Here is a 20,972-nt window from a genome sequence, read left to right as displayed (position 1 = left end):
CCTTCAGGGGATTCCATGGCTCAGAACGATCGTTGGCGTGTGGCACTCGCCTTCGCGATCCTGTTCGTTCTGTACCAGGGCGCCGAAGGTATCGGCGGACGGCTGCTAGGCAGTTTCACGGCGCAGGCCTGCCTGATGGTGGCGACAGTCGCAGCCGCCTGGCCGCTGGGACGCTGGCTCGGTTTTCGCGGTTACGACGCCTATGCGCTGGAATGGCGCCGCTCGGCGGGGGTCCTGCTGGTTGGCGGGCTCGCGCTGGCACTGCTACTCAAGTACGTGGCGGTGTGCATCGGCATGGTTTTCAACGTCTACGCCGCGCTCGCGCCGGAGTCGCCACGGGTCGCCGCCGTTTCCTTCCTCTCGTCGATTCCGTGGGCGCTGGTCGCGACCTTCGTGCCCTCCGTCGCCGAGGACATCCTCACGCGTGGCTTCCTTTATCGCGCATCGCGCATCCGCTGGTTGCCATGGGTGTTCGTGCTCGTATCCGCCACGTTCTACGTGGTCAACCACGTCTACCGGCTCAGCGCCGGTCCGGCGGAGTGGACGATGCTGTTCTGCTTCGGCCTCGCCTACGCCACCGCCGTGGTTCGTACGGGGTCGTTGTGGCTGGCGGTGGGCCTGCACTGGGGCTGGAACCTCGCCAATATCCTGATAGGCGACATCCTGCCGTACCAGGTGGTCTCGACGGTGTGGTCGCCCTTCCTCTCGGCCGCCGCCCACCTGGTCATGCTCGGCGTGCTGTTCGCGGTCCCGGCGCCCCTGGAGCGCGACGACCTGAACGCCGATCCGGCCGTCTAGAAGTGGTACACGAAGGCGAGCGTTTCCGTCACCTGCCGCGAAGAGCCGAACTGGCGGACCAGGGGACTCGCCGACGCGTTGCCGTATAGCCGTCCATACGAGACGGCAAGGGCGAATCCGGTGTGCTGCGACGTGGGAATGAAGGCGTCGTATTCGAGGTCGGCCGATTGCCAGCCGGCCCCGGGCCGCCATGCCGGCGTACCCAGGGTGGCCGCCTCGCCCGGGGTGACCCCGTAGAAGCGGCGCATCGCCGCGCCGTTCATACCTTCCACCTGAAATTCGATGGAATGCTGGATGTACCACACGTCAGGCAAGCGGTAGTCGGCGTAAAGGGCCGCATAGGCGCCCGCGCCGTTGGTGTCGTGGGCAAGGTGGCCGCCGATGCTGAAGCGCTTGTCGAAGGCGTACTCGAGGTAGCCGCCGCCCTGGAAACGCGGCGACAGCGAGGCGATCTTGCCGCCGAGCTGCCCGAGATCGCCATGCGTGCGGCCCCACAGCCAGTTGCCGTAGACGCCGCCGTGCCAGTGCTCGCCGGAAATCAGGTCGATGGTGAGGCCGTCGGCGGTCGATAGTTCGCCCTTGCCGGGAAGATCGATGTCCACGTAGGGCAGGGGCTGGTCGCGCCGGTCCTTCGAGCCCTGCCACGCCGGCATCCGCTGCACGCCGGCGCCAAAGGCGTAGCTGGGCGCGTCGTCGTCGCCGGCATGAGCAGCGTTTGCGGCCACCAGGAGCAGTAGGGGGAGAACGAGGCGCGAACGGTGCATGCGCGGGAACCGGAGCCGGATGAGCGCCGAAGCATGCCATACGGGTTCTTACATATGGCTTTCGATCGGGGGAAAGGGCTTGGAAAGGATGCGGCACTAGCCTGCGCTGCAAACTGGTCAACGGCGCATCCACGTGCTCAGCCCCTCCTGGAACATCCTCTGCGATTTCGACGGCACCATCGCCGTCGAGGACGTCATCGACTCGCTGCTGGACCGCTACGGCCGTCCCGGCTGGGAGATCCTGGAGCGCGACTGGCGCGCCGGAACCATCGGTTCGGCGGTCTGCATGGCGGGGCAGGTCGCCTTGCTCGACATGAGCCACATCGAACTCCAGCGCCATCTGGGCGGGTTGCGGATCGACCACGGCTTCGCCGCCTTCGTGAAGGCGACCATCGAGCAAGGCATTCCCATGGAGATCGTGAGCGACGGCATCGACCATGCGATCCACGCGATCCTGGCCAACCACGGCATCCCGCGCCTGCCCACGGTCGCCAACCACCTGCTGCAAGTGGGTGAGCGCGACTGGAACCTCACCTCGCCGTACAGCGTGAAGGGTTGCCGCAGCGGTACCTGCAAGTGCGCGCGTGTCGATGCGGCGCGGGCGCGCGGCGGCAAGACCCTGCTGATCGGTGACGGCGCCTCGGATTTCTGCGCGGCCGACCGCGTCGATTTCGTCTTCGCCAAGCATCGCCTGATCGAACATTGCCGCGCCGCCGGCATTCCGTACGCGCCCATCGCCAGCTTCGACGAGGCGCTTGAACTCCTTCCCGATCTTCTCGACGGACGCCTGCCCCCGCGAACCGTCATGCCCGTCCCCGCGGCGAACCCCCAGGAACTGCCTGCATGAACATCCTCACCAAGAACGCGCCCCTCGTTATCGACGACGCCACCTTGCTCGCCGACGAGGCGAAGTACTGCTCCTTTGGCGACACCGTGCACTACGTCGACCCGCCGAAGATCTTCCGTCACGCGGAAGGAAGCTACATCTACGATAGCGAGAACATTCCGTTCCTCGACCTGCAGATGTGGTACTCGGCGGTCAACTTCGGCTACGGCAACAAGCGTCTGAACAATACCTTGAAGGCTCAGATCGACCTGCTTCCGCAGGTGGCGAGCCAGTACCTCCACCAGGGCAAGATCGAACTGGCGAAAACCATCGCGGTCGACGCGAAGCAGAAGTTCGGTCTCGACGGCCGCGTGCACTTCAACGTCGGCGGTGCGCAGGCGGTGGAAGATTCGCTCAAGCTCGTGCGTAACGCACGCGGCGGCAAGAGCCTGATGTTCGCGTTCGAGGGCGGTTACCATGGCCGCACCCTGGGCGCCTCGGCCATCACGTCCAGCTATCGCTACCGCCGGCGCTTCGGCCACTTCGGCGAGCGCGCGATGTTCATCCCGTTCCCGTATCCGTTCCGTCGCCCGAAGGGCATGACGGCGGAAGAGTATTCCGACGCCTGCGTGCGACAGTTCGAGCGCCTGTTCGAAACGGAATACAACGGCGTATGGGATCCGAAGGTCAACGAGGCCGAATACGCGGCATTCTATGTCGAGCCGATCCAGGGCACGGGCGGCTACGTCATCCCGCCGAAGAACTTCTTCATCGACCTGAAGAAGGTGCTCGACAAGTACGGCATCCTGATGGTGGTCGACGAAATTCAGATGGGTTTCTGGCGTACCGGAAAGCTCTGGTCGATCGAGCATTTCGGCGTGACACCCGATGTGCTCGTGTTCGGCAAGGCGCTCACCAACGGGCTCAACCCGCTGTCCGGCATCTGGGCCCGCGAGGAACTGATCAACCCGACCGTGTTCCCACCGGGCTCGACCCATTCCACGTTCAACTCGAACCCGCTCGGTACCGCGCTGGGGCTCGAAGTGATCAAGATGGGCTACGAACTCGACTACGGCACGCGCGTGGCAGAGAAGGGCAAGCACTTCCTCGATGGCTTGCGCGATCTGCAAAAGCGTCACAAGGAGATCGGCGACGTCGACGGACTCGGGCTGGCACTGCGCGCCGAGATCTGCACGGACGATGGTTTCACGCCGAACAAGGCGCTGCTCGACCGCATGGTCGACATCGGTCTTGCCGGTGGACTCACTCACGAAGGCAAGAAGATCGGTCTCGTGCTCGATGTGGGCGGCTGGTACAAGAACGTGATCACGTTCGCACCGTCGCTCGACATCAGCCACGATGAAATCGACCTCGCCATTGCGTTGCTCGACCAGCTCATCACGCTGGCCAAGCGCGGCTGATACCCGGCAGCCAGCCATGGCGTTCGTGAACCAGCTCGAGCCGGATGCATTGCTCGGGCACTTCGAGCGCCATCCGCCGCACGGTTTCACCCCTGTCCGTGCGACGGATGGCGCGCCACTTTTCGTGGCGTCCTTCGATCTGCTGACCACGGCCGACGCATCCTTGCGCCGGCGCGTGGCTTCGTTGCCCTTCCAGGGGTTGCTGACACGGTTGCTCACGCCGCGAACCTGTTTCGCCGGGACCACCATCTCGGAATATTCCCTGTTCTCGCGGGATAGCGACCCGGCCACCGTCGCGGCGGACTGGGCGCGCGGTCCGGGCCGCGCGCATCCTTTGCTGGTCGTCAAGGATCTCGCGATCGATTCGCCGTTGACCGCCATCGCCGACCGTGCGTGGACGGCCCGCTTCGCCGACGCGGCACGCGAGCATGGCTACGTCATCGTCGAAGGTCAGGCGCTTGCCTATGTTCCCATCGATTTCTCGTCCATCGATGAATACCTCGGCCGCTTGTCCGCGTCGCGAAGGAAGAACCTCCGCCGAAAACTGCGTTCGCGCGAGCGACTCACGGTATCGACGACCGCCACGGGCGAGGCTTTCGCGAGCGACGCCAGCGTGGACGCCTTTTACGCGTTGTTCGAGAACGTGTACGCGCAGAGCGAGGTGCATTTCGACAAGTTGTCCCGCGCTTTTTTCGCGGCCGCGCTGCGTGAACCAGGCGGTATCGTCATGTCGTACCACGCCGATGGTGCGCTGGTGGGCTGGAACCTTTGTTACGAGCACGACGGCAAGCTGCTCGACAAGTACGTGGGTTTCGACTACCCGGCGGCGCGCGACCTCGATCTCTATTTCGTCAGCTGGTTCGTGAACCTGGAATACGCGTTGGCCCGAGGCTTGACCCATTACGTGGCGGGCTGGAGCGATCCCGCCGTGAAAGCATCGCTCGGCGCGCGATTCCATCTCACGCGGCACGCCGTGTACGTGCGAAATCCCTTGTTGCGCGCACTTCTTCGCCGCCTCGCGCATCGCTTCGAACCGGATAGCCAATGGGAGGTGACCGATGCGGCAGCCCGTCGTTCTTGACCTCGACGATTCCGTCGGCCCCTTGGCCGGGCGTCTCGTGCTGCCATTGCGCGAGTGGGAAGAAGGTATCCGCTTCGGCTGCTCGCTGCGGCGGCTTCACCGCTTCTGCGGGACGCTCGCGGGCGTCCTGCCGCGCGACCACGGAACCGTGTTCCTCGGCAGTGGAGATTTTCATCACCTCACGTTGCCACTGGTGCAACGCGTGCCCGGCGCCTGGCGGTTCCAGGTGGTGGTGATCGACAACCATCCGGACAACATGCGCTTTCCGTTCGGCGTGCACTGTGGCTCGTGGGTGCGCCGTGTGGCCGCCTTGCCTCGGGTCAGCCATGTGCATGTCGTCGGCATCACGTCCGGCGATATCGGCAGCAGGCATGCCTGGGAGAACTACCTGGCGCCGTTGCGCGCGGGCAAGCTCACCTACTGGTCCGCCGGGGTCGACGTGTCATGGGCGGCGCGCTTCGGATTCGGCGCGGCTTTCCGTTCGTTCACCGACACGGATGCGATGGCCGACGCCTTCGTCGATGCACAGCAAGCGCAGCGCGAGCCGGTCTACCTGTCGATCGACAAGGACGCCTATGCGCCGGATGTCGCGACGACCAACTGGGATCAGGGCACGCTGAGCGAGGCGAGCGGAGCGGCGATCGTCGGTGCCGTGCGTGGCAGGCTGATCGGCAGCGATATCACCGGCGAGATATCCAGCTATCGCTACAAGACATGGTGGAAGCGGCGGCTCAGTGCGATGGACGGCCAGGTCGAGGCGGACAGGTATCGGCTCGCGGAGTGGCAGGCGCAGCAGCATGCGCTGAACCTGCGATTGCTTGGCCTGATCGAAGGCAATCGCCGCTGAAGCGGCACCCGCCGGAGTGACCGGGCCGCGGTTACCTGGTGGAAGCCTGCCCTGTCGGCGATGCTCTCACCAGCGCCCGATGAGATGCTGCACAAGCAAGCTCGTCAACGCCACCGCCGCCCACACCCCCAGCCCCAGCAGGATCGGCCGCGGCCCCGTGGACGCCATGCGACGCAGGTCGGCGGATAAGCCGATGGCGCTGAGCGCCACGATGATCAGGCACTCGGCGGCGAAATGGATCATCGGCAACACGGGCTCCGGAATCACGCCAGCGGTGCGGATCGCCGATGCCACGAGAAACCAGAGGATGAACCACGGGAAGATCTTCGCCAGGCTGAAGCCGGTGGCGCCGCCGCGCTTTTCGCGCCAGGCGACGATCAACGCGATGACCAGGCAGATCGGGATGATCAGCGTCGCACGCGTCAGCTTCACGATCGTGGCGTAATCGCCCGCGGCGTGGCTATAGCTGTAGCCGGCGGCCACCACGGACGACGTGTCGTTGATCGCCGTGCCAGCCCACAAGCCGAAACCCAGATCGGACAAGCCCATCCAATGCCCCAGCGCCGGGAACAGCAACACGGCGACGAGGTTGAACAGGAAGATCGTCGATATGGCGAAAGCGGTGTCGTGCTCGTCCGGTTTCACGATAGGCACCACGGCCGCGATGGCCGAGCCGCCACAGATGGCCGTACCTACGCCGATCAGCAGCTTCAGGGTGTCGTGTACCCGCAGGAGGCGGCCCAGCCCCCACGCCGCGAGCCCGGCGGCGGCGACGGTCGCGAGGGTGACCGACAGCGACTCCATGCCGGTATGGGCGACCTGAGTGATGCTGAGGCCGAAGCCGAGAGCCACGATCGACCACTGCAGCACCTGCTTCGAAGCGAAGCGGATGCCGGGAAGGAAGCGGGCGGAAGGCGGCGCGAACTGGCGGACGAGGATACCGAGGACGATGCCGAACACGGCGCCTCCGACCAGCGGCATGAGACGCCCCAGGCAGAAGGCCACGGCGGCCACGGCGAAGGCCAGGCAGATGCCCGGGAGGCGCGGGGAGGGAAGGGTGGCGGCGGCAACGGCGGACACGGGGAATCCTTGGTGGGAACGAATCCATTCTCGGTGCCGGCGATCGATAAGCATATTGAAAATGCCTTATCGAAGGTATAAATACTATTGATGCATGCGATCAGCCCGCGCCAACTCGAGGTTTTCGTGGCCGTGGCCACGGCCGGCAGCGTCCGCGCCGCCGCGGACCGCCTGTTTCTCAGCCAGCCGGCCGCGAGCATGGCGCTTGCGGAACTGGAACGACAGATCGGTTCACCGGTGTTCGCTCGTGAGCGGGGGCGCTTGCGTCTCAACGACCGGGGTCGCGACCTGCTGCCGCTGGCGCGCGAGCTGTTGGAGCGGCACGCGGAATTCGGTCGCCGCGCGCAAGGCGCGATCACCGAACTCGCTGGTGAGATCGGAGTCGGCGCGAGCAATACCGTCGGCAACTATCTTGTCGGCGACCTGCTTGGCGTATTCGCGGCCGCGCATCCGGATGTGTCGCTTCGGCTGGGTGTCGCCAATACCGCGCGCATCGCCCAGGGCGTGCTCGACCACGACTTCGACATCGGCTGTGTCGAAGGGCCCGTGGCGCACCCCGCGCTGGAGGTCCGGCCATGGAAGGAGGACAGGCTGGTGGTGTGCGCGCGGCCCGAGCATCCGCTGACCCGCAGGAAGCGGCTGCGACGGGAAGATTTCGCCGGGGAACGCTGGGTCTTGCGCGAGCGCGGTTCCGCGACGCGCGCGTTGAGCGAGCGCGCCCTGGCGGAGCTGCCGGAGGGAAGCATCGTGTTGGAACTGGATCAGTCCGAGGCGATCAAGCAGGCCGTGATAGCCGGCCTGGGCATCGCCTGCCTGCCGGAGGTGGCCGTGGGTGACGCGGTGCGGGCGGGACGGATCGCGGTGTTGCCGACGCCTTTTCTCGATCTGCGGCGCACGTTATCGGTCTTGCTGCATCGGCAGCGGTACCGTGGGGCGGTGCTTGAGGCGTTTCTGGCGACCCTGTAGCGCTTATCGCCGACAGGGTCGGCTCCCACCAAGCCCCGCATGGGTGGGAAGGCCCGCTGTGGTGGGAGGGCCGGCTCTGGTGGGAGCCGACCTTGTCGGCGATGGCCCCGCCGGGCGCCTCCCACTGCCTGTCACCCCAGCACGCAGCGGTTTTTCCCGCCGCGCTTCGCCTCGTACATCGCCCCGTCGGCCGCGGCTACGATGTCGTCGTAGCTCGCGCCGGGCCGGAACATCGTCACGCCGATGCTCGCGCCTATCCTGGCGGGAATGGACAAGTCGCCCACATGCAACATGTACGGTTCGCCCACCGTGTCGCATAGCGACTGGCACCGTGCGAGCGCACCCGCTGCGTCGGCGGCGTCGTGCAGCAGCACGGCGAACTCGTCGCCACCGAGACGGGCGACCGTGTCGGTACCACGCGTGCGGGCATCGATCCGCGCGGCGATCGCCTTGAGCAGTTCATCGCCCGCGGCGTGGCCATGGGCGTCGTTGACGCCCTTGAACCCGTCGATATCGAGATACGCCAGCGCGAACGGTACGCCGCCGCTGCCGCCCGCTTCGATCGCCGTCTCCAGGCGATCGCGGAACAGCACGCGATTCGGCAACCCGGTCAGCGCGTCGTGCGTCGCCTGGTGCCGTACCAGTTGCTCCATGCGCGTGCGCTCGGCCACTTCGCTGGTGAGCTGCCGGTTGCGCAGGGAGAGTTCGTCCAGCGCCTGCTGTAGCAGTGCGCGCGCGCGATAGAGTTCGAGGAAGATCTTGACCTTGGATTGCAGGATCACGTCGTTGATCGGCTTGGCGATGTAGTCGACCGCACCGGAGGTGTAACCCTTGATCCGGTTGATGTCGTCGGCATAGGCGGCCGTGACGAAGATGATCGGTGTCTCGCTGAGGTGATCGGTCTCGGAGATGAACTGGGCCACCTCGAAACCATCCATCTCCGGCATGTTCACGTCGAGCAGCACCAGTGCGAACTGATGGTCCAGGCAGAGCGCGAGCGCCTCGTTGCCGCTGTTCGCCTCGAAGATGTCGGCTCCCGACCGGGTGAGCAGGCGGCGCATGGCGACGAGGTTGGCGGGCGTGTCGTCGACGACGAGGATCTTGGGGCGGAGCGGATTCATGGCAGGCACAACTCGTTGATCCTGGCCGCGATGGCATCCAGCGGCAGGCAGGCATCCGCACCCGCGAGTTCCAGCGCGGCCTGCGGCATCACATCGGCTTCGGCGGTCGCCGGGTCTTGAACCACAGCGTAACCCCCGGCCCGGCGTACGGCTGCGACCCCGTTCGCACCATCGGAGTTCGCGCCGGTCATCAACACGGCGACCAGGCGTTCCCGCCATGCCTCCGCCGCCGTCTCGAACAACACGTCGATCGACGGCCGCGCATACGTTACGCGCGGGTCGATGCTCAGGGAAAACCGGTGGTCGGCTTCCACCAGCAGATGGTAGCCGCTAGGCGCCACGTGGACCACACCCGGATCGGCAGGCGCACGTTCCTGCGCCTCGGTCACCGGTAAAGGGCACGAGCGCGCGAGCAATTCCACCAGCAACGACACGTCCGACGAGCCCGTGTGGCAGCAGAGCACCAGGGGCACGGCGAGACGCCGATCGAGCCCTGGCAGCACGCGTTGTAAAGCGGAGAGTCCGCCGGCGCTGCAACCCAGGACGACGGCTTCCCGCGAGCTCATCTGACCAGGGGCCTCGCGCCCGGACCGCCCACCTGGTAAATGCGCAGCGCCTGGTCGACATCGGCGAATTCCGCCGCGGCGGGCGAGAAGTCGATGTTTTCACGGGTCCCGAGGCAGAGGAAGCCGCCACGGACGAGGCTGTCCCTGAACAGGCCCAGCGTGCGGTCCTGCAACGCGTTGCTGAAGTAGATCAGCACGTTCCGGCACAGGATGAGATGCGCCTCGCAGAACACCTTGTCGGTCACGAGGTTGTGGTTGACGAAGGTGACGTTGCGGCGGAGCGCCCGGTCGATCTTGATGAATTCGTAGCGCGCGCTGTAGTAATCGCTGAAGGAGTTCAGGCCGCCCGCCTCCAGGTAATTGCGCGACCAATCCCGTGCGTCGCGAGTCGCATAGATGCCTTCGGCGGCGGCCGCGAGCGCGGCGTCGTTGAAATCGGTGGCATAGATGCGCGTGCGATCGTAGAGGCCTGCTTCTTCAAGCATGATCGCCAGCGAGTAGACCTCCTGCCCGTGCGCGCAGCCGGCCTGCCAGATGTTGATCTCGGGGTAGGAAGCCAGTATCGGGAACACCTTGTCGCGCAGCGCGCGGAAAACAGGCGGGTCGCGGAACATCTCGGAAACGGGTACCGAGAGCCCTTCGATCACCTTGCGCAGGAACGCCGGGTCGTGCAACAGGCGCGAGGTCAGGTCGCTGATCGTGCCGGCATCGTGCGTGCGCACCAACTGCTGAATACGGCGTTTCAACGAAGCGGGAGCATAGCCGCTGAAGTCATAGCCATGACGCAGTTGCAAGGCGCGCACGAAGAGCTGGATCTCGATGTCCTCGACGTCCATCTCAACCCCGCGCCGGCAACCACACGCGGATCATCGACAGCAGGCGGTCGATGTCGATCGGCTTGGACAGATAATCGTTGGCCCCCGCTTCGAGGCATTTCTCGCGGTCGCCGCGCATCGCCTTGGCGGTAAGGGCGATGATCGGTACGCGCGCCACGGCCGGCTTCGCCCGGATCGAGCGCATCGTCTCGTAGCCATCCATCACAGGCATCATGATGTCCATCAGCACGAGTTCGAGAGCCGGATCCTTGTCCAGGGTGTCGAGTGCCCTCTGTCCATCCTGGGCCATCACCACGTCCACGCCCTTCGCACGCAGTACCTTGGACAGTGCGAACAGGTTGCGCATGTCGTCGTCGACCAGGAGGACCCTGCGTCCGCGCAGGTCGCCGTCCTCGACGCCACCGGGGGTCACGGACGCCGAAGCCTCGGCACGCGCGCCTCCACCGTGGCGGATGGAATGCAGGAACAGGCTGACCTCGTCGAGCAGGCGCTCGGGCGAGCGGGCGCCCTTGACCACGATGCTGTCCGTGTACTGGCGGATGCGCATGCTTTCCTCGCGCGAGAGGTCGCGGCCGGAATACACCACCACGGGGGGCGTGTGTCCGGCTTGCGAGAGCCGCTCGAGGAACTCGAACCCGGACATGTGTGGCAAGCCGAGGTCGAGGACGATGCAGTCGAATGGCTTCTCGGTAGTCTTCGCCAGGGCTTCCTCACCCGAGGCGGCTTCCTCGATCACCACGGAATCGTCCTTCAGCAGCGTACGCACGGCGGCGCGCGCGCTGGCGTCGTCGTCGACGACCAGGAGGTGGCGCGTGCGGCCTTCGGCGAAGTGGAGGAGACGCTCGAACGCCGCCGTGATGGACTCGCGGCTCACCGGTTTCGTGAGGAAGCCCACGGCACCCAGTTCGAGGCCGCGCGTGGCGTCGTCGGTGGCCGAGATGAAATGCACTGGAATGTGCCGCGTGGCCGCTTCGGCTTTCAACCGCTCGATTACGGTCCAGCCGTCCATGCCCGGCAACATCACGTCGAGCAGGATGCCGGTCGGACGATAACGCTTCGCCAGCGCGAGACCGGATTCGCCGTCGGCCGCGGCGAGTACGCGATGGCCCTTGCGGTGGATCATCGCCGCGAGTATCCGCGCGAAGGCCGGATCGTCCTCGACGATGAGGATGATGGTGTCCCCGGGATTCAACGAGTCCCGGTCGTCTTCGATGGTGTCCGCGATCAGGCCGGGAGACAGTGGCAGGGTGGCTTCCGCGGCGGCTTGCTGCAACGGAACCGGTTCAGGCCGGCCTTCCCCTTCCGGCGCTTCCTCGGGTAGGTGGATCGTGAACGTGCTGCCTTCGCCGGGCGCGCTTCGCAACGCGATGTCACCGCCGAGCAGCATGGCGATGCGCCGTGAAATGGCCAGGCCCAGGCCGGTACCGCCGAACTGCCGGCTGGTGCTGGCATCGACCTGTTCGAACGCGTGGAACACGCGCTGGAACTTGTCGGCGGGTATGCCGATGCCCGAATCGGTCACGGCGATCGCGATCGCGCGGCTGGCGTCGAGTCCCCCGGGCAGGTTGGCGTCCACGGCCGGGCGCGAGATCGTCACGCCGACGCGGCCGCTGGCGGTGAACTTGAACGCGTTGCTCAACAGGTTGTTCACCACCTGCTCCAGCTTGCCACCGTCGGTACGTATCGTGGCCGGAACGTCGGGGGCTAGGTGGATGTCGAACTGAAGTCCCTTCTCCTGGGCAACGTGGTTGAACGTGCGGCCGAGCGTGCGCGCGAGGTCGGCCAGGGGGAGGGTATCGACCACCAGCTCCATCTTGCCCGCCTCGACCTTGGACAGGTCGAGGATGTCGTTGATCAGGCGCAACAGGTTCGATCCGGCGTCGTGGATGATCCGCGCGGACTCGACCTGTTCGGCGTTGAGGTTCTCTTCGTCGTTGTCGGCAAGGCTGCGCGAAAGGATCAGCAGGCTGTTCAGCGGGGTGCGTAGCTCGTGCGACATGTTGGCCAGGAACTCGGACTTGTACTGGCTCGCGCGTGCCAGTTCCTCGGCTTTTTCCTGGGTCTCTCGTTGGAGCGCTTCGAGCGCGTCCTTCTGCTGGTTCAGAGTGATGCTCTTCTCGCGCAGTTCTTCGTTGGAGGCGTGCAGTTCTTCGGTCTGTACACGCAGTTCCTCTTCCGAGGCGACAAGGCGCTGCGACTGCTCCTGCAATTCGGCGGTCTTCGCCTTCAGTTCTTCGTTGGTGCTGCGAAGATCCTCCTGCTGCCGGCGCAACGCCTCCTCCGAGGCGCGCAGCTCGTCGGCCTGGCTCTGTGTCTGTTCGAGCAAGGCGCGAGTGCGCAGGGCGCGCGCGAGGTTTTCCAGCGAAAGCGCGATGATCGGCGTCAGTTCGTCGAGAAGGCGTTCCTGCACGTCGGTGAGGTGAGTGAAGCTGGCGATCTCGAGCACGCCCAGCAGGGTGTCACGCAAGAGAATGGGAACGACCACGACGCTGCGTGGTGGCGCTTCCCCGCTGCCGGAATGGATGCGCGTGTAATCGTCGGGGACGTCCTGCAGGACGATGGTGCGCCGTTCGATGGCGGCCTGCCCGACCAGTCCCTCGCCGAGGGCGTAGTCGGCGGTGACGTGGCGACGCTGCTTGTATCCGTAGCTGCCGAGCAGTTCGAGCCGGCCGGTTTCCTCGCGGAAGACGTAGAACACGCCCAGCCCGGCCTTCAGGTTCGGCACCAGTTCGGAGAGCAGCGCATCGGCGAAGTCACGGTAGGAGGTGGCGGCCTGGAGCTGGTTGGAGATGCTCGTGGCGGTCGACTTCAGCCACGTCTGCCCGGCCGTCTCGATCGCCATTTCCTTGAAGACCTGCAGGGCGCGGGCCATTTCGCCGATCTCGTCCTTGCGTTCAAGCTGGCGCACCTCGATCGAATGGTCGTGGTTCGACAATCGCGTCATCAGCCCGGTCATGCGCACGATCGGCCGCGTGATGAGGCGGAACGTCATGACGATCACGACGCCACCGATGAGCACGCAGAGGGCGAGCGAGGCGATATCCACATACCGGATGGCTTTCACCTCCGCGTCGAGCGCGGCGTTCCGCCTGGCCAGCAGGGCGCGTTCGGTCTCCGCCATTTCGTGGATGTGCTTGCGGATATCGTCCATCGAGACGGTGCGCTGCACGAAGTAGTCCCGGCGGATGGCCTCGCGCGCGGCGACACCTTCCGGTGTCGCCGCATCGCCGATGGCCCGCATGGGCTCCAGGCCGATCGTCAGCACTTCCTTTTTCCAGCGGTCGAGCATTTCCTGCAGGCGGTCGATGCGTGACTGCTGCAGGGGGTTGTCCGCGGTGAATTCACGCAGGCTCGCCATGCTGCGATCGAGGTCGCGATCGGCGGCCTCGAAGTCGGCGTACTCGTCATCCGACTGGCTGAGCAGGTAACCGCGTGCGCCCGCCTGGCGGGTCTGCGCATCGTCGGTCACTTCCGCCAGCGTGAGAAGCACCTGGTACGTATGTGAAGACCATTCGCGCGAGTCGTCCTCACGGCCCAGCGAGATGAGATTGCTGATGCCGACCGCCACGAAGAGGATCAGCAGCATGCCGATGGCGAGCACGATCTTGCGCTGGAGGGGCTGGTTGGCCAGCCAGGAGTACTTCTTTTCAGTCGAAGGCATGTGACGGCCCAGGGAGGACGGGAAGGGGCGTCGCGCCCCGGATCACCACGTTATCGAAATGGCTCAGGCGGATTGCGCACGATTTCGGCGCCATGGTGGCGGCACCAGTGTGCCACGGCGCACCGCGATGGCCAGGCAGCCCGCCGTGGCGACCGAGCACAAGCCCAGCGCCACCACCGACGCCTCGACGCCGAACGCCCCGCCGGTGAGCCAGTCGGGCCCGCGCATGTGCGAGGCCAGGAGACCCTGCTGTTCGAAGCCGGACACGGGGATGCCGTAGACGGGCCCCTGTGCCACGTTCCACGCCGCATGCACGCCCATGCAGATCCACAGCGACCGGGTCACGTGGTACAGCAAGCCGAAAAGCAGCCCGGCTTCGATCGCGATGGCCAGCGCGCTCCACGCGGTGGCGTTGGGGTTCCATGCGTGCAGGCCTCCGAACACCGCCGCCGAGAGCAGCAAGGCGGCCCATGTGCCGAGGCCTTCCTCCACGATGCGGAAGATCACGCCCCGGCTGACGATTTCCTCGCCCACCCCGGCGCCGACACCGAGGACCAGGATCGGACCCAGCCAGGGCACGTCGTGATGGATCCCATCGACGACGTACGCGCCGAGGGCCCATAAGGCGCCCACCACGAGGGAGAACAGCGCGGCGCCCCCGGCGATGCCGAGCAGCACGTGAGGCACGGCCTTGCGGGGTGCGAGTTCGTCGATCCGCCGGTTCTCGATGGTCCGGACCAGGAGCCAGTAGGCCAGGACCACGGGGGCCAGCCTGAAAAGCTCGATCAACGGCGTGACATCGCGGAATGGTATGGCCCCCTTGGGTAGCCCCAGGCCGTCGTAGATCCGGGCGAGGACGATACCGATGAGGAAGGCCGTGGCGGCGAAGGCCACGATGCGTCCCAGGGGCGAACGGAGCAGGCGCAAGGGCAGGGCGGGACGGGGTGCGTCGGTCGGCTCGGCGGACATGGGCATCTCGTTGAGGGGCTTGCGCACGCAGTCTACGCAGGCATGATGGTGCTCCGATACAAGATCGTGCGACGCCGCTCCACTATGGTCGCGGCCATGGGCGGGCGCGCCCTGACCTGGAATTCATTCGATGGCCATCCCCTCCGAGAACGACCCGTCGAGCCCGACGAACCGGCGCGAGCAGACCTTTCCCCACCTCAACGAGGAGATGGCGGCGCGCCTGGTGAAATACGGCGTCGAGGAAGTCGTGCCGGCCGGGACGGTGCTGTTCCGCCGGGGCGACCGCCGGATCGACTATTTCTTCGTGATCGAAGGCTGCATCGAGATCTACGACATCGGCGAAGACGGCCAGCCGAATGTGTTCACGGTCCATGGACCGAATCAGTTCACCGGCGAGGTCGACCTGTTCAGCGAGCGCCAGATCATGGTGAACGGGCGGACGGGATCCGACACGCGCCTGGTCCGCGTGGACCCGCCGAGCTTTCGCAAGCTGGTCTCCGGCGAGCCGGATATCGGCGAGATCATCATGCGCGCCTTCATCCTGCGTCGCGTGGGCCTGATCCAGAGCGGACAGGGCGGTGTCACGCTGGCGGGTTCCGCGCACGCCGCCGATACCGTGCGCCTGCGCAGTTTCCTGATCCGCAACGGCTATCCCTACCGCCTGCTCGACACCGACATCGATGAAGACGCCCGCCACCTGATCGACGGCTTCGGCCTGGATCCCTCGGAATGCCCGGTCGTGATCATGCCTGACCGGCGTGTGATGCGTTGTCCGACCACGTCGGAACTGGCCGACGAACTCGGCATCACCATCGTCCTCGACGGCGACCACGTGCATGATGTGGCCGTGATCGGCGCGGGCCCGGCCGGACTGGCCGCGGCGGTGTACGCGGCCTCCGAAGGCCTGGACACCCTCGTGCTGGAGGCGCTCGCTCCGGGTGGGCAAGCCGGCACCAGTTCGAAGATCGAGAATTACCTCGGCTTTCCCACGGGCATCTCGGGCCAGGCACTGGCTGGCCGTGCGCAGGTGCAGGCGATGAAGTTCGGCGCGCACATGGCGATCGCGCGCTCGGTGCAGGGCATGGATTGCTCCAGGCACCCTTACCGCCTCTTGCTGGATGACGGCACCTCGGTGTCCGCGCGGGCGATCGTCGTCGCCACCGGTGCGCGTTATCGCAAACTCGACCACGTCGACTACGAACGGTTCGAGGGCCAGGGCATCCACTACGCCGCCACGGCGATGGAGGCCACGCTTTGCGCCGGCGAGGACGTGGTGGTGGTCGGCGGCGGCAACAGCGCGGGCCAGGCGGCGGTATTCCTGGCGCGCACGGTGGCCCACGTGCACATCCTCGTGCGCGGCGACGGGCTCGCGGCCACCATGTCGGATTACCTCGTGCAGCGCATCGCGCAATCGCCTCGCATCACCTTGCACACGCGTTGCCAGATCGACCACCTCGACGGCGATGCCTACCTGCGGGAAGTGGGCTGGAAATGCGCCGACGGCACGCAGGCGCGGATCAAGGCGGGTAGCCTCTTCGTGATGATCGGTGCCGAGCCGAACACGGCGTGGCTCGAAGGATGCCTCGACCTCGACCGCAAAGGCTTCGTGCTGACCGGCCGCGACGCCGACGGCTACGCCACGCCTTCACCCTTCGCGACGACCCTGCGCGGCGTGTTCGCGGTGGGCGACGTGCGCTCGGGCTCGATCAAGCGCGTGGCGTCCAGCGTGGGCGAGGGTTCGGTGGTCGTGCAGGCGATTCACCGGTTCCTGAATCCATCGCCCGTTTGACCCCTCGGTTCGCCGGACGGCGAACTCAGAGTTCGATCGCGGATGCGTGCTCACGCGTAGCCGAGAAGCGCACCGCCGGCCAACGTTCCTGCGCCAGCTGCAGGTTGACGCGGGTCGGCGCGAGGTAAACCAGTTCGCCCGCGCCGTCGATGGCGAGGTTGCCCGCGTTCTTCTCGCGGAATTCCTCCAGCTTCTTGGCGTCGTCGCAATGGATCCAGCGCGCGGTGGCGACACCGACCTGTTCGAAGGTGGCGTCCACGTTGTATTCGTCCTTCAGGCGATACGCCACGACATCGAACTGGAGCACGCCTACCGCGCCGAGAATGAGGTCGTTCGACATCAGCGGACGGAAGAACTGCGTGGCACCTTCTTCCGATAGCTGGGCGAGTCCCTTCTGCAACGCCTTCATCTTCATCGGATCGCGCAACCGCGCGCGGCGGAACAATTCCGGCGCGAAGTTGGGAATGCCGGTGAACGACAGCGGCTCGCCTTCGGTGAAGGTGTCGCCGATGGTGATCGTGCCGTGGTTGTGCAAGCCGATGACATCGCCGGGAAAGGCGCGCTCGACGATCTCGCGGTCGGATGCCATGAACGTGAGCGCATTGGCGATGCGCACTTCTTTGCCCGTGCGCGTCTGCTGCATCTTCATGCCGGCGGTGTAGGTGCCCGAACAAACGCGCATGAAAGCCACGCGGTCGCGATGCGCGGGATCCATGTTCGCCTGGATCTTGAAGACGAAGCCGGTGAGTTTTTCCTCCTCGGGCTTCACTTCGCGCGTGAGGGTTTCGCGCGAGCGCGGCGACGGCGCATGTTCGACGAAGAAGTCGAGCAGCAGCTGCACGCCGAAGTTGTTCACGGCGGAGCCGAAGAACACCGGCGTCTGCTTACCGGCGAGGTAGGCGCCGATGTCGAACGGGTTGGACGCGCCGAGCACGAGTTCGAGTTCGTCGCGCAATTCGTCCAGCGCGGACTGGCCGATACGGGCGGCGAGTTCCGGATGATCCAGGCCCTTGAAGATCGTCGAGTCCTGGCGCGTGAAGTTCTTGCCCGGTTCGAACACATGAACTTCGTCGAGCAGTACGTGATACACGCCCTTCAGGCGCGAGCCCATGCCGATCGGCCAGGTGACCGGGGCGCAGGCGATGCCCAGCACCGACTCGACCTCGTCGAGCAGTTCGATCGGCGAACGGCCTTCACGGTCGAGCTTGTTGATGAAGGTCATGATCGGCGTATCGCGCAGCCGGCAGACCTCCATCAGCTTGATCGTGCGTTCCTCGACGCCCTTCGCGCAGTCGATGACCATCAACGCCGAGTCGACCGCTGTGAGCACGCGATAGGTGTCTTCGGAGAAGTCCGCATGGCCCGGGGTGTCGAGCAGGTTGACGATGGCCTCGTTGTACGGGAACTGCATCACCGACGAAGTGACCGAGATGCCGCGTTCCTTTTCCAGCGCCATCCAGTCGGAGGTGGCGTGGCGCGCGGCCTTGCGGCTCTTCACCGAACCGGCCATCTGGATCGCGCCGCCGAACAGGAGGAGCTTTTCGGTCAACGTGGTCTTGCCGGCGTCGGGGTGGCTGACGATGGCGAAGCTGCGCCGACGGCGGGTTTCGGTGAGGTGTGAGGACATCGTTCTCGGGTCGCTGATTCTGGCTAACCCCCTATTCTATCAGGGAAGGTTCGGGAATCCGGGGCTAAGGGAACGCCCGGTCCAGCCATTCGGGTACCGGAATGCCCTTGCCGCGCAGGAAGGGCGGATTGAACAGCTTGGCCTGGTAGCGCATGCCGCCGTCGCAGAGCACGGTGACGATGGTGTGGCCAGGGCCGAGTTCCCGGGCCAGGCGCAGCGCGCCAGCCACGTTGACGCCGCTGGAGCCGCCCACGCAGTAGCCCTCACGCTGGAGCAGGTCGTGCAGGACCGGCACGGACTCGGTATCCGGGATCGTCCAGGCCAGGTCGACCGGGGCGTCGGCGAAGTTGGCCGTGATCCGGCTGCTGCCGATGCCCTCGCTGATCGAGGTGCCCTGGGTGACCAGTTCACCGGTGTTGACGAAAGCCGCCAGAGCCGACCCGCCGGGATCGGCCAGGGCGATGCGGATATCCGGTCGCCGGACCTTCAAGGCGCGGCCCACGCCGGCCAGGGTGCCGCCCGTGCCCGCGGCACAGACGAAGCCATCGATCTTGCCGCCGGTCTGTTCCCAGATCTCCCTGCCGGTGTGGGCCTCGTGCCAGTCGCGATTGGCCGTGTTGTCGAACTGGTTGGCGAACCATGCGCTTCCCGGCGCCCGCTCGTTCATCTTCCCGGCCAGGGCCCGGGCGACGTGCACGTAGTGCCCCGGATCCTTGAAGGGAGCGGCGGGGACCAACCGCACGTCAGCGCCGGTGACCCGCAGGGCGTCGATCTTCTCCCGGCTCTGCGTGTCGGGCATGACGATCAGCGTGCGATAGCCACGGCTGGCGCCGAGCAGGGCCAGCCCGATGCCGGTATTGCCGGCCGTACCCTCCACCAGGACGCAACCCGGCCGGACCAGGCCGCGCCGCTCGGCATCGTCGAGCAGCCCCAGGGCGGTGCGGTCCTTCACCGAGCCACCGGGGTTCAGGAACTCGGCCTTGGCCAGGATTTCGCATCCCGTGGCTTCCGAGGCATGGCGCAAGCGAAGGAGCGGTGTATGGCCGATGGCGGCGGCAAAGGAGGCATGCGTGGTCATGCCCGGATGTTAACCCGCTCGTCCGAACGCCGCTTAAGGCGCGCCCTGGTGGGAAGCCGGCCCTCGTGAGAACCAATCTTTGTGAGAACCGACCTTGTGGAAGCCGACCCTGGTGGGAGCCGACCTTGTCGGCGATCCCGCGGCAGCGGGCCAGGCCTCGGCAAGCACCCATCGCCGACAAGGTCGGCTCCCACCAGGGTCGGATCCCACCGGGATTGTTCGCAAGAAATGGAAGTATGGACATCTGGACGTCTAAACGGCTGTTGACACCCATGGGATGCAGGCGTATCGTCGGTTTCACTCATCGAGACCGGCTGAGGGACAGGCCCTTTGAAGCCGGGGCAACCTGCGGATTTCCGCGACGGTGCCAACTCCTGCGGGGCGTGTTTCACGTCAGCCGATAGATGGGATGTCCGTTTCGGGCGCGCTCTTGCGTACCCGCCACGCCGACAGTCCGTATACGGTATCCGCAGGGCTCGATCCCGAACGCAGGAACCCGGACATGTCAGCTGAGCCCCTCACAGTGATCTCCCTCCCCGAAGCGGCCATTCCCGCGACGCCGCGGTGCGCGGCAGATCTCACCGAACAGCGTGGCACCCGCCGCGTGTCCTTCGCGCCGAAGTACGGCAGCGATACCGTCACCGTGGATGTGCGCTACCTCTGGTGCGGCGCGCCGCATGCGCCGACGGTGATCGTGCAGGGTGGCATCTCGGCCGACCGCGATGTCTGCGCCGGCCGCGAGCGTGCCGCCGGCTGGTGGCAGGAACTGGTGGGGCAGGGCGCCGCGATCGATCTCGCGGCATGCCGCGTGCTCTCGATCGACTGGCTGGTGCCGGAGGATCTGGGCGACGTCGCCTCCGTCTCCAGTGAAGACCAGGCCGCGGCGCTGGCCGCGCTCGTCGACGAACTCGGCATCGGCCGCGTACACGCCTTCGTCGGTTCGTCGTATGGCGCGATGACCGGCCTGGCCTTCGCGGCGCTGTACCCGGAAAAGTTGAAATCGCTGGTGCTGCTCGCCGGCGCACACCGTCCGCATCCGTTGTCGACGGCGCAGCGTTCGGTGCAGCGGGGCATCGTGCGGCTGGGCATCGCCTCGGGACGTACCGACGAAGCGCTCGCGCTCGCGCGGCAGCTGGCGATGACCACGTATCGCGGCAGCGAGGAATTTTCGCGCCGCTTCGCCGCCGGCCCCGAGTTGCGCGATGGCCGCTTTCATTTCCCGGTGGAAGACTACCTGGAGCACGCCGGCCGGCGTTTTGTCGAACGGTTCGAACCGGAGCGCTTCCTCGCGCTGTCCGAGTCGATCGACCTGCACGACATCTCGCCGGAATGCATTTCCACGCCGACCACGCTCGTGGGTTTCCCGTCCGATCGTCTTGTCCCGCTGGCCGACCTGTGTGAATTGCAACGCCGCCTCGGCGGCACCGCCACCCTCGAAGTCGTGGATTCGCCCTACGGCCACGACGCCTTCCTGAAAGAAACCGTGCAGCTCGCTCCCGTGCTGCGTCACGCACTCAACGACTGTCGCGGAGACCGCTAAGC

At 66.0% G+C, this 20,972-nt stretch carries 17 protein-coding genes and 1 riboswitch; of the genes, 8 read left to right on the top strand and 9 right to left on the bottom strand.

Going from position 1 to position 20,972, the window contains the following annotated elements:
- The first annotated feature begins 15 nt into the window (after window positions 1–15).
- The gene (locus QFZ41_RS05495) at window positions 16–798 is read left to right on the top strand and encodes a CPBP family intramembrane glutamic endopeptidase (protein ID WP_429197824.1); all 783 of its coding nucleotides are present in this window, start codon (window positions 16–18) and stop codon (window positions 796–798) included.
- On the opposite strand, the gene QFZ41_RS05490 is transcribed toward QFZ41_RS05495, so the two are convergent.
- Entirely contained in the window at window positions 795–1,562 is a 768-nt protein-coding gene (locus tag QFZ41_RS05490; RefSeq protein ID WP_429197823.1) for a MipA/OmpV family protein, read from the bottom strand. The two genes, QFZ41_RS05495 and QFZ41_RS05490, sit on opposite strands and share 4 nt — an antisense overlap.
- 133 nt (window positions 1,563–1,695) lie before the next feature.
- Here QFZ41_RS05490 and QFZ41_RS05485 point away from each other — a divergent pair, with 133 nt between their 5' ends.
- Genes QFZ41_RS05485 through QFZ41_RS05470 form a run of 4 tightly spaced genes read left to right on the top strand, consistent with a single transcriptional unit; the run spans window position 1,696 to window position 5,737 of the window.
- Entirely contained in the window at window positions 1,696–2,409 is a 714-nt protein-coding gene (locus QFZ41_RS05485; RefSeq protein ID WP_429197822.1) for an MtnX-like HAD-IB family phosphatase, read from the top strand.
- Window positions 2,406–3,809, top strand: coding sequence for an aspartate aminotransferase family protein (locus QFZ41_RS05480; RefSeq protein WP_429197821.1), 1,404 nt, complete (start codon window positions 2,406–2,408; stop codon window positions 3,807–3,809). Before QFZ41_RS05485 ends, QFZ41_RS05480 begins: the two co-directional genes overlap by 4 nt.
- Before the next feature lie 16 nt (window positions 3,810–3,825).
- Window positions 3,826–4,890, top strand: a complete 1,065-nt coding sequence (locus QFZ41_RS05475; RefSeq protein ID WP_429197820.1) for a GNAT family N-acetyltransferase — start codon at window positions 3,826–3,828, stop codon at window positions 4,888–4,890.
- Window positions 4,868–5,737: an arginase family protein gene (locus QFZ41_RS05470; RefSeq protein ID WP_429197819.1), complete on the top strand. Its 870-nt coding sequence runs from the start codon at window positions 4,868–4,870 to the stop codon at window positions 5,735–5,737. Before QFZ41_RS05475 ends, QFZ41_RS05470 begins: the two co-directional genes overlap by 23 nt.
- A 66-nt stretch (window positions 5,738–5,803) precedes the next feature.
- On the opposite strand, the gene QFZ41_RS05465 is transcribed toward QFZ41_RS05470, so the two are convergent.
- A complete protein-coding gene (locus QFZ41_RS05465; RefSeq protein WP_429197818.1) occupies window positions 5,804–6,817 on the bottom strand; it encodes a YeiH family protein in 1,014 nt (337 codons plus the stop codon).
- A gap of 90 nt (window positions 6,818–6,907) precedes the next feature.
- On the opposite strand from QFZ41_RS05465, the gene QFZ41_RS05460 reads away from it, so the two are divergent.
- Entirely contained in the window at window positions 6,908–7,783 is an 876-nt protein-coding gene (locus QFZ41_RS05460; RefSeq protein WP_429197817.1) for a LysR family transcriptional regulator, read from the top strand.
- 131 nt (window positions 7,784–7,914) lie between these two features.
- Here QFZ41_RS05460 and QFZ41_RS05455 read toward each other — a convergent pair whose 3' ends face one another.
- From QFZ41_RS05455 to QFZ41_RS05435, 5 genes are all read right to left on the bottom strand, one after another.
- Window positions 7,915–8,904, bottom strand: coding sequence for a diguanylate cyclase domain-containing protein (locus QFZ41_RS05455; RefSeq protein WP_429197816.1), 990 nt, complete (start codon window positions 8,902–8,904; stop codon window positions 7,915–7,917).
- Entirely contained in the window at window positions 8,901–9,470 is a 570-nt protein-coding gene (locus QFZ41_RS05450) for a chemotaxis protein CheB (RefSeq protein ID WP_429197815.1), read from the bottom strand. Before QFZ41_RS05450 ends, QFZ41_RS05455 begins: the two co-directional genes overlap by 4 nt.
- Window positions 9,467–10,306 carry a CheR family methyltransferase gene (locus QFZ41_RS05445; protein ID WP_429197814.1) on the bottom strand — a complete coding sequence of 280 codons (840 nt, stop codon included), beginning with the start codon at window positions 10,304–10,306 and terminating at the stop codon, window positions 9,467–9,469. Before QFZ41_RS05445 ends, QFZ41_RS05450 begins: the two co-directional genes overlap by 4 nt.
- A gap of 1 nt (window position 10,307) precedes the next feature.
- Window positions 10,308–13,967, bottom strand: a complete 3,660-nt coding sequence (locus QFZ41_RS05440; RefSeq protein ID WP_429197813.1) for a response regulator — start codon at window positions 13,965–13,967, stop codon at window positions 10,308–10,310.
- A gap of 63 nt (window positions 13,968–14,030) precedes the next feature.
- Complete coding sequence (locus QFZ41_RS05435) at window positions 14,031–14,936, bottom strand: CPBP family intramembrane glutamic endopeptidase (protein ID WP_429197812.1); 906 nt, start codon at window positions 14,934–14,936, stop codon at window positions 14,031–14,033.
- A gap of 130 nt (window positions 14,937–15,066) precedes the next feature.
- Here QFZ41_RS05435 and QFZ41_RS05430 point away from each other — a divergent pair, with 130 nt between their 5' ends.
- The gene (locus QFZ41_RS05430) at window positions 15,067–16,725 is read left to right on the top strand and encodes an FAD-dependent oxidoreductase (protein ID WP_429197811.1); all 1,659 of its coding nucleotides are present in this window, start codon (window positions 15,067–15,069) and stop codon (window positions 16,723–16,725) included.
- Between the two features lie 25 nt (window positions 16,726–16,750).
- Here QFZ41_RS05430 and QFZ41_RS05425 read toward each other — a convergent pair whose 3' ends face one another.
- Together QFZ41_RS05425 and QFZ41_RS05420 are read right to left on the bottom strand one after the other, a co-directional pair.
- Window positions 16,751–18,352: a peptide chain release factor 3 gene (locus tag QFZ41_RS05425; protein WP_429197810.1), complete on the bottom strand. Its 1,602-nt coding sequence runs from the start codon at window positions 18,350–18,352 to the stop codon at window positions 16,751–16,753.
- 64 nt (window positions 18,353–18,416) lie between these two features.
- Window positions 18,417–19,430, bottom strand: a complete 1,014-nt coding sequence (locus QFZ41_RS05420) for a cysteine synthase A (RefSeq protein ID WP_429197809.1) — start codon at window positions 19,428–19,430, stop codon at window positions 18,417–18,419.
- A 298-nt stretch (window positions 19,431–19,728) separates the two neighbouring features.
- Window positions 19,729–19,841, top strand: a riboswitch (SAM riboswitch).
- 91 nt (window positions 19,842–19,932) lie between these two features.
- Here QFZ41_RS05420 and metX point away from each other — a divergent pair.
- Window positions 19,933–20,970, top strand: a complete 1,038-nt coding sequence (gene metX / locus QFZ41_RS05415; RefSeq protein WP_429197808.1) for a homoserine O-succinyltransferase MetX — start codon at window positions 19,933–19,935, stop codon at window positions 20,968–20,970.
- Window positions 20,971–20,972 lie beyond the last annotated feature (2 nt).

The sequence above is a fragment of the Luteibacter sp. W1I16 genome, assembly GCF_050434905.1.
GTDB lineage: Bacteria > Pseudomonadota > Gammaproteobacteria > Xanthomonadales > Rhodanobacteraceae > Luteibacter.
Note: the sequence above shows the minus strand (reverse complement) of the source record. Positions and strands in the feature narration are given on the sequence as shown.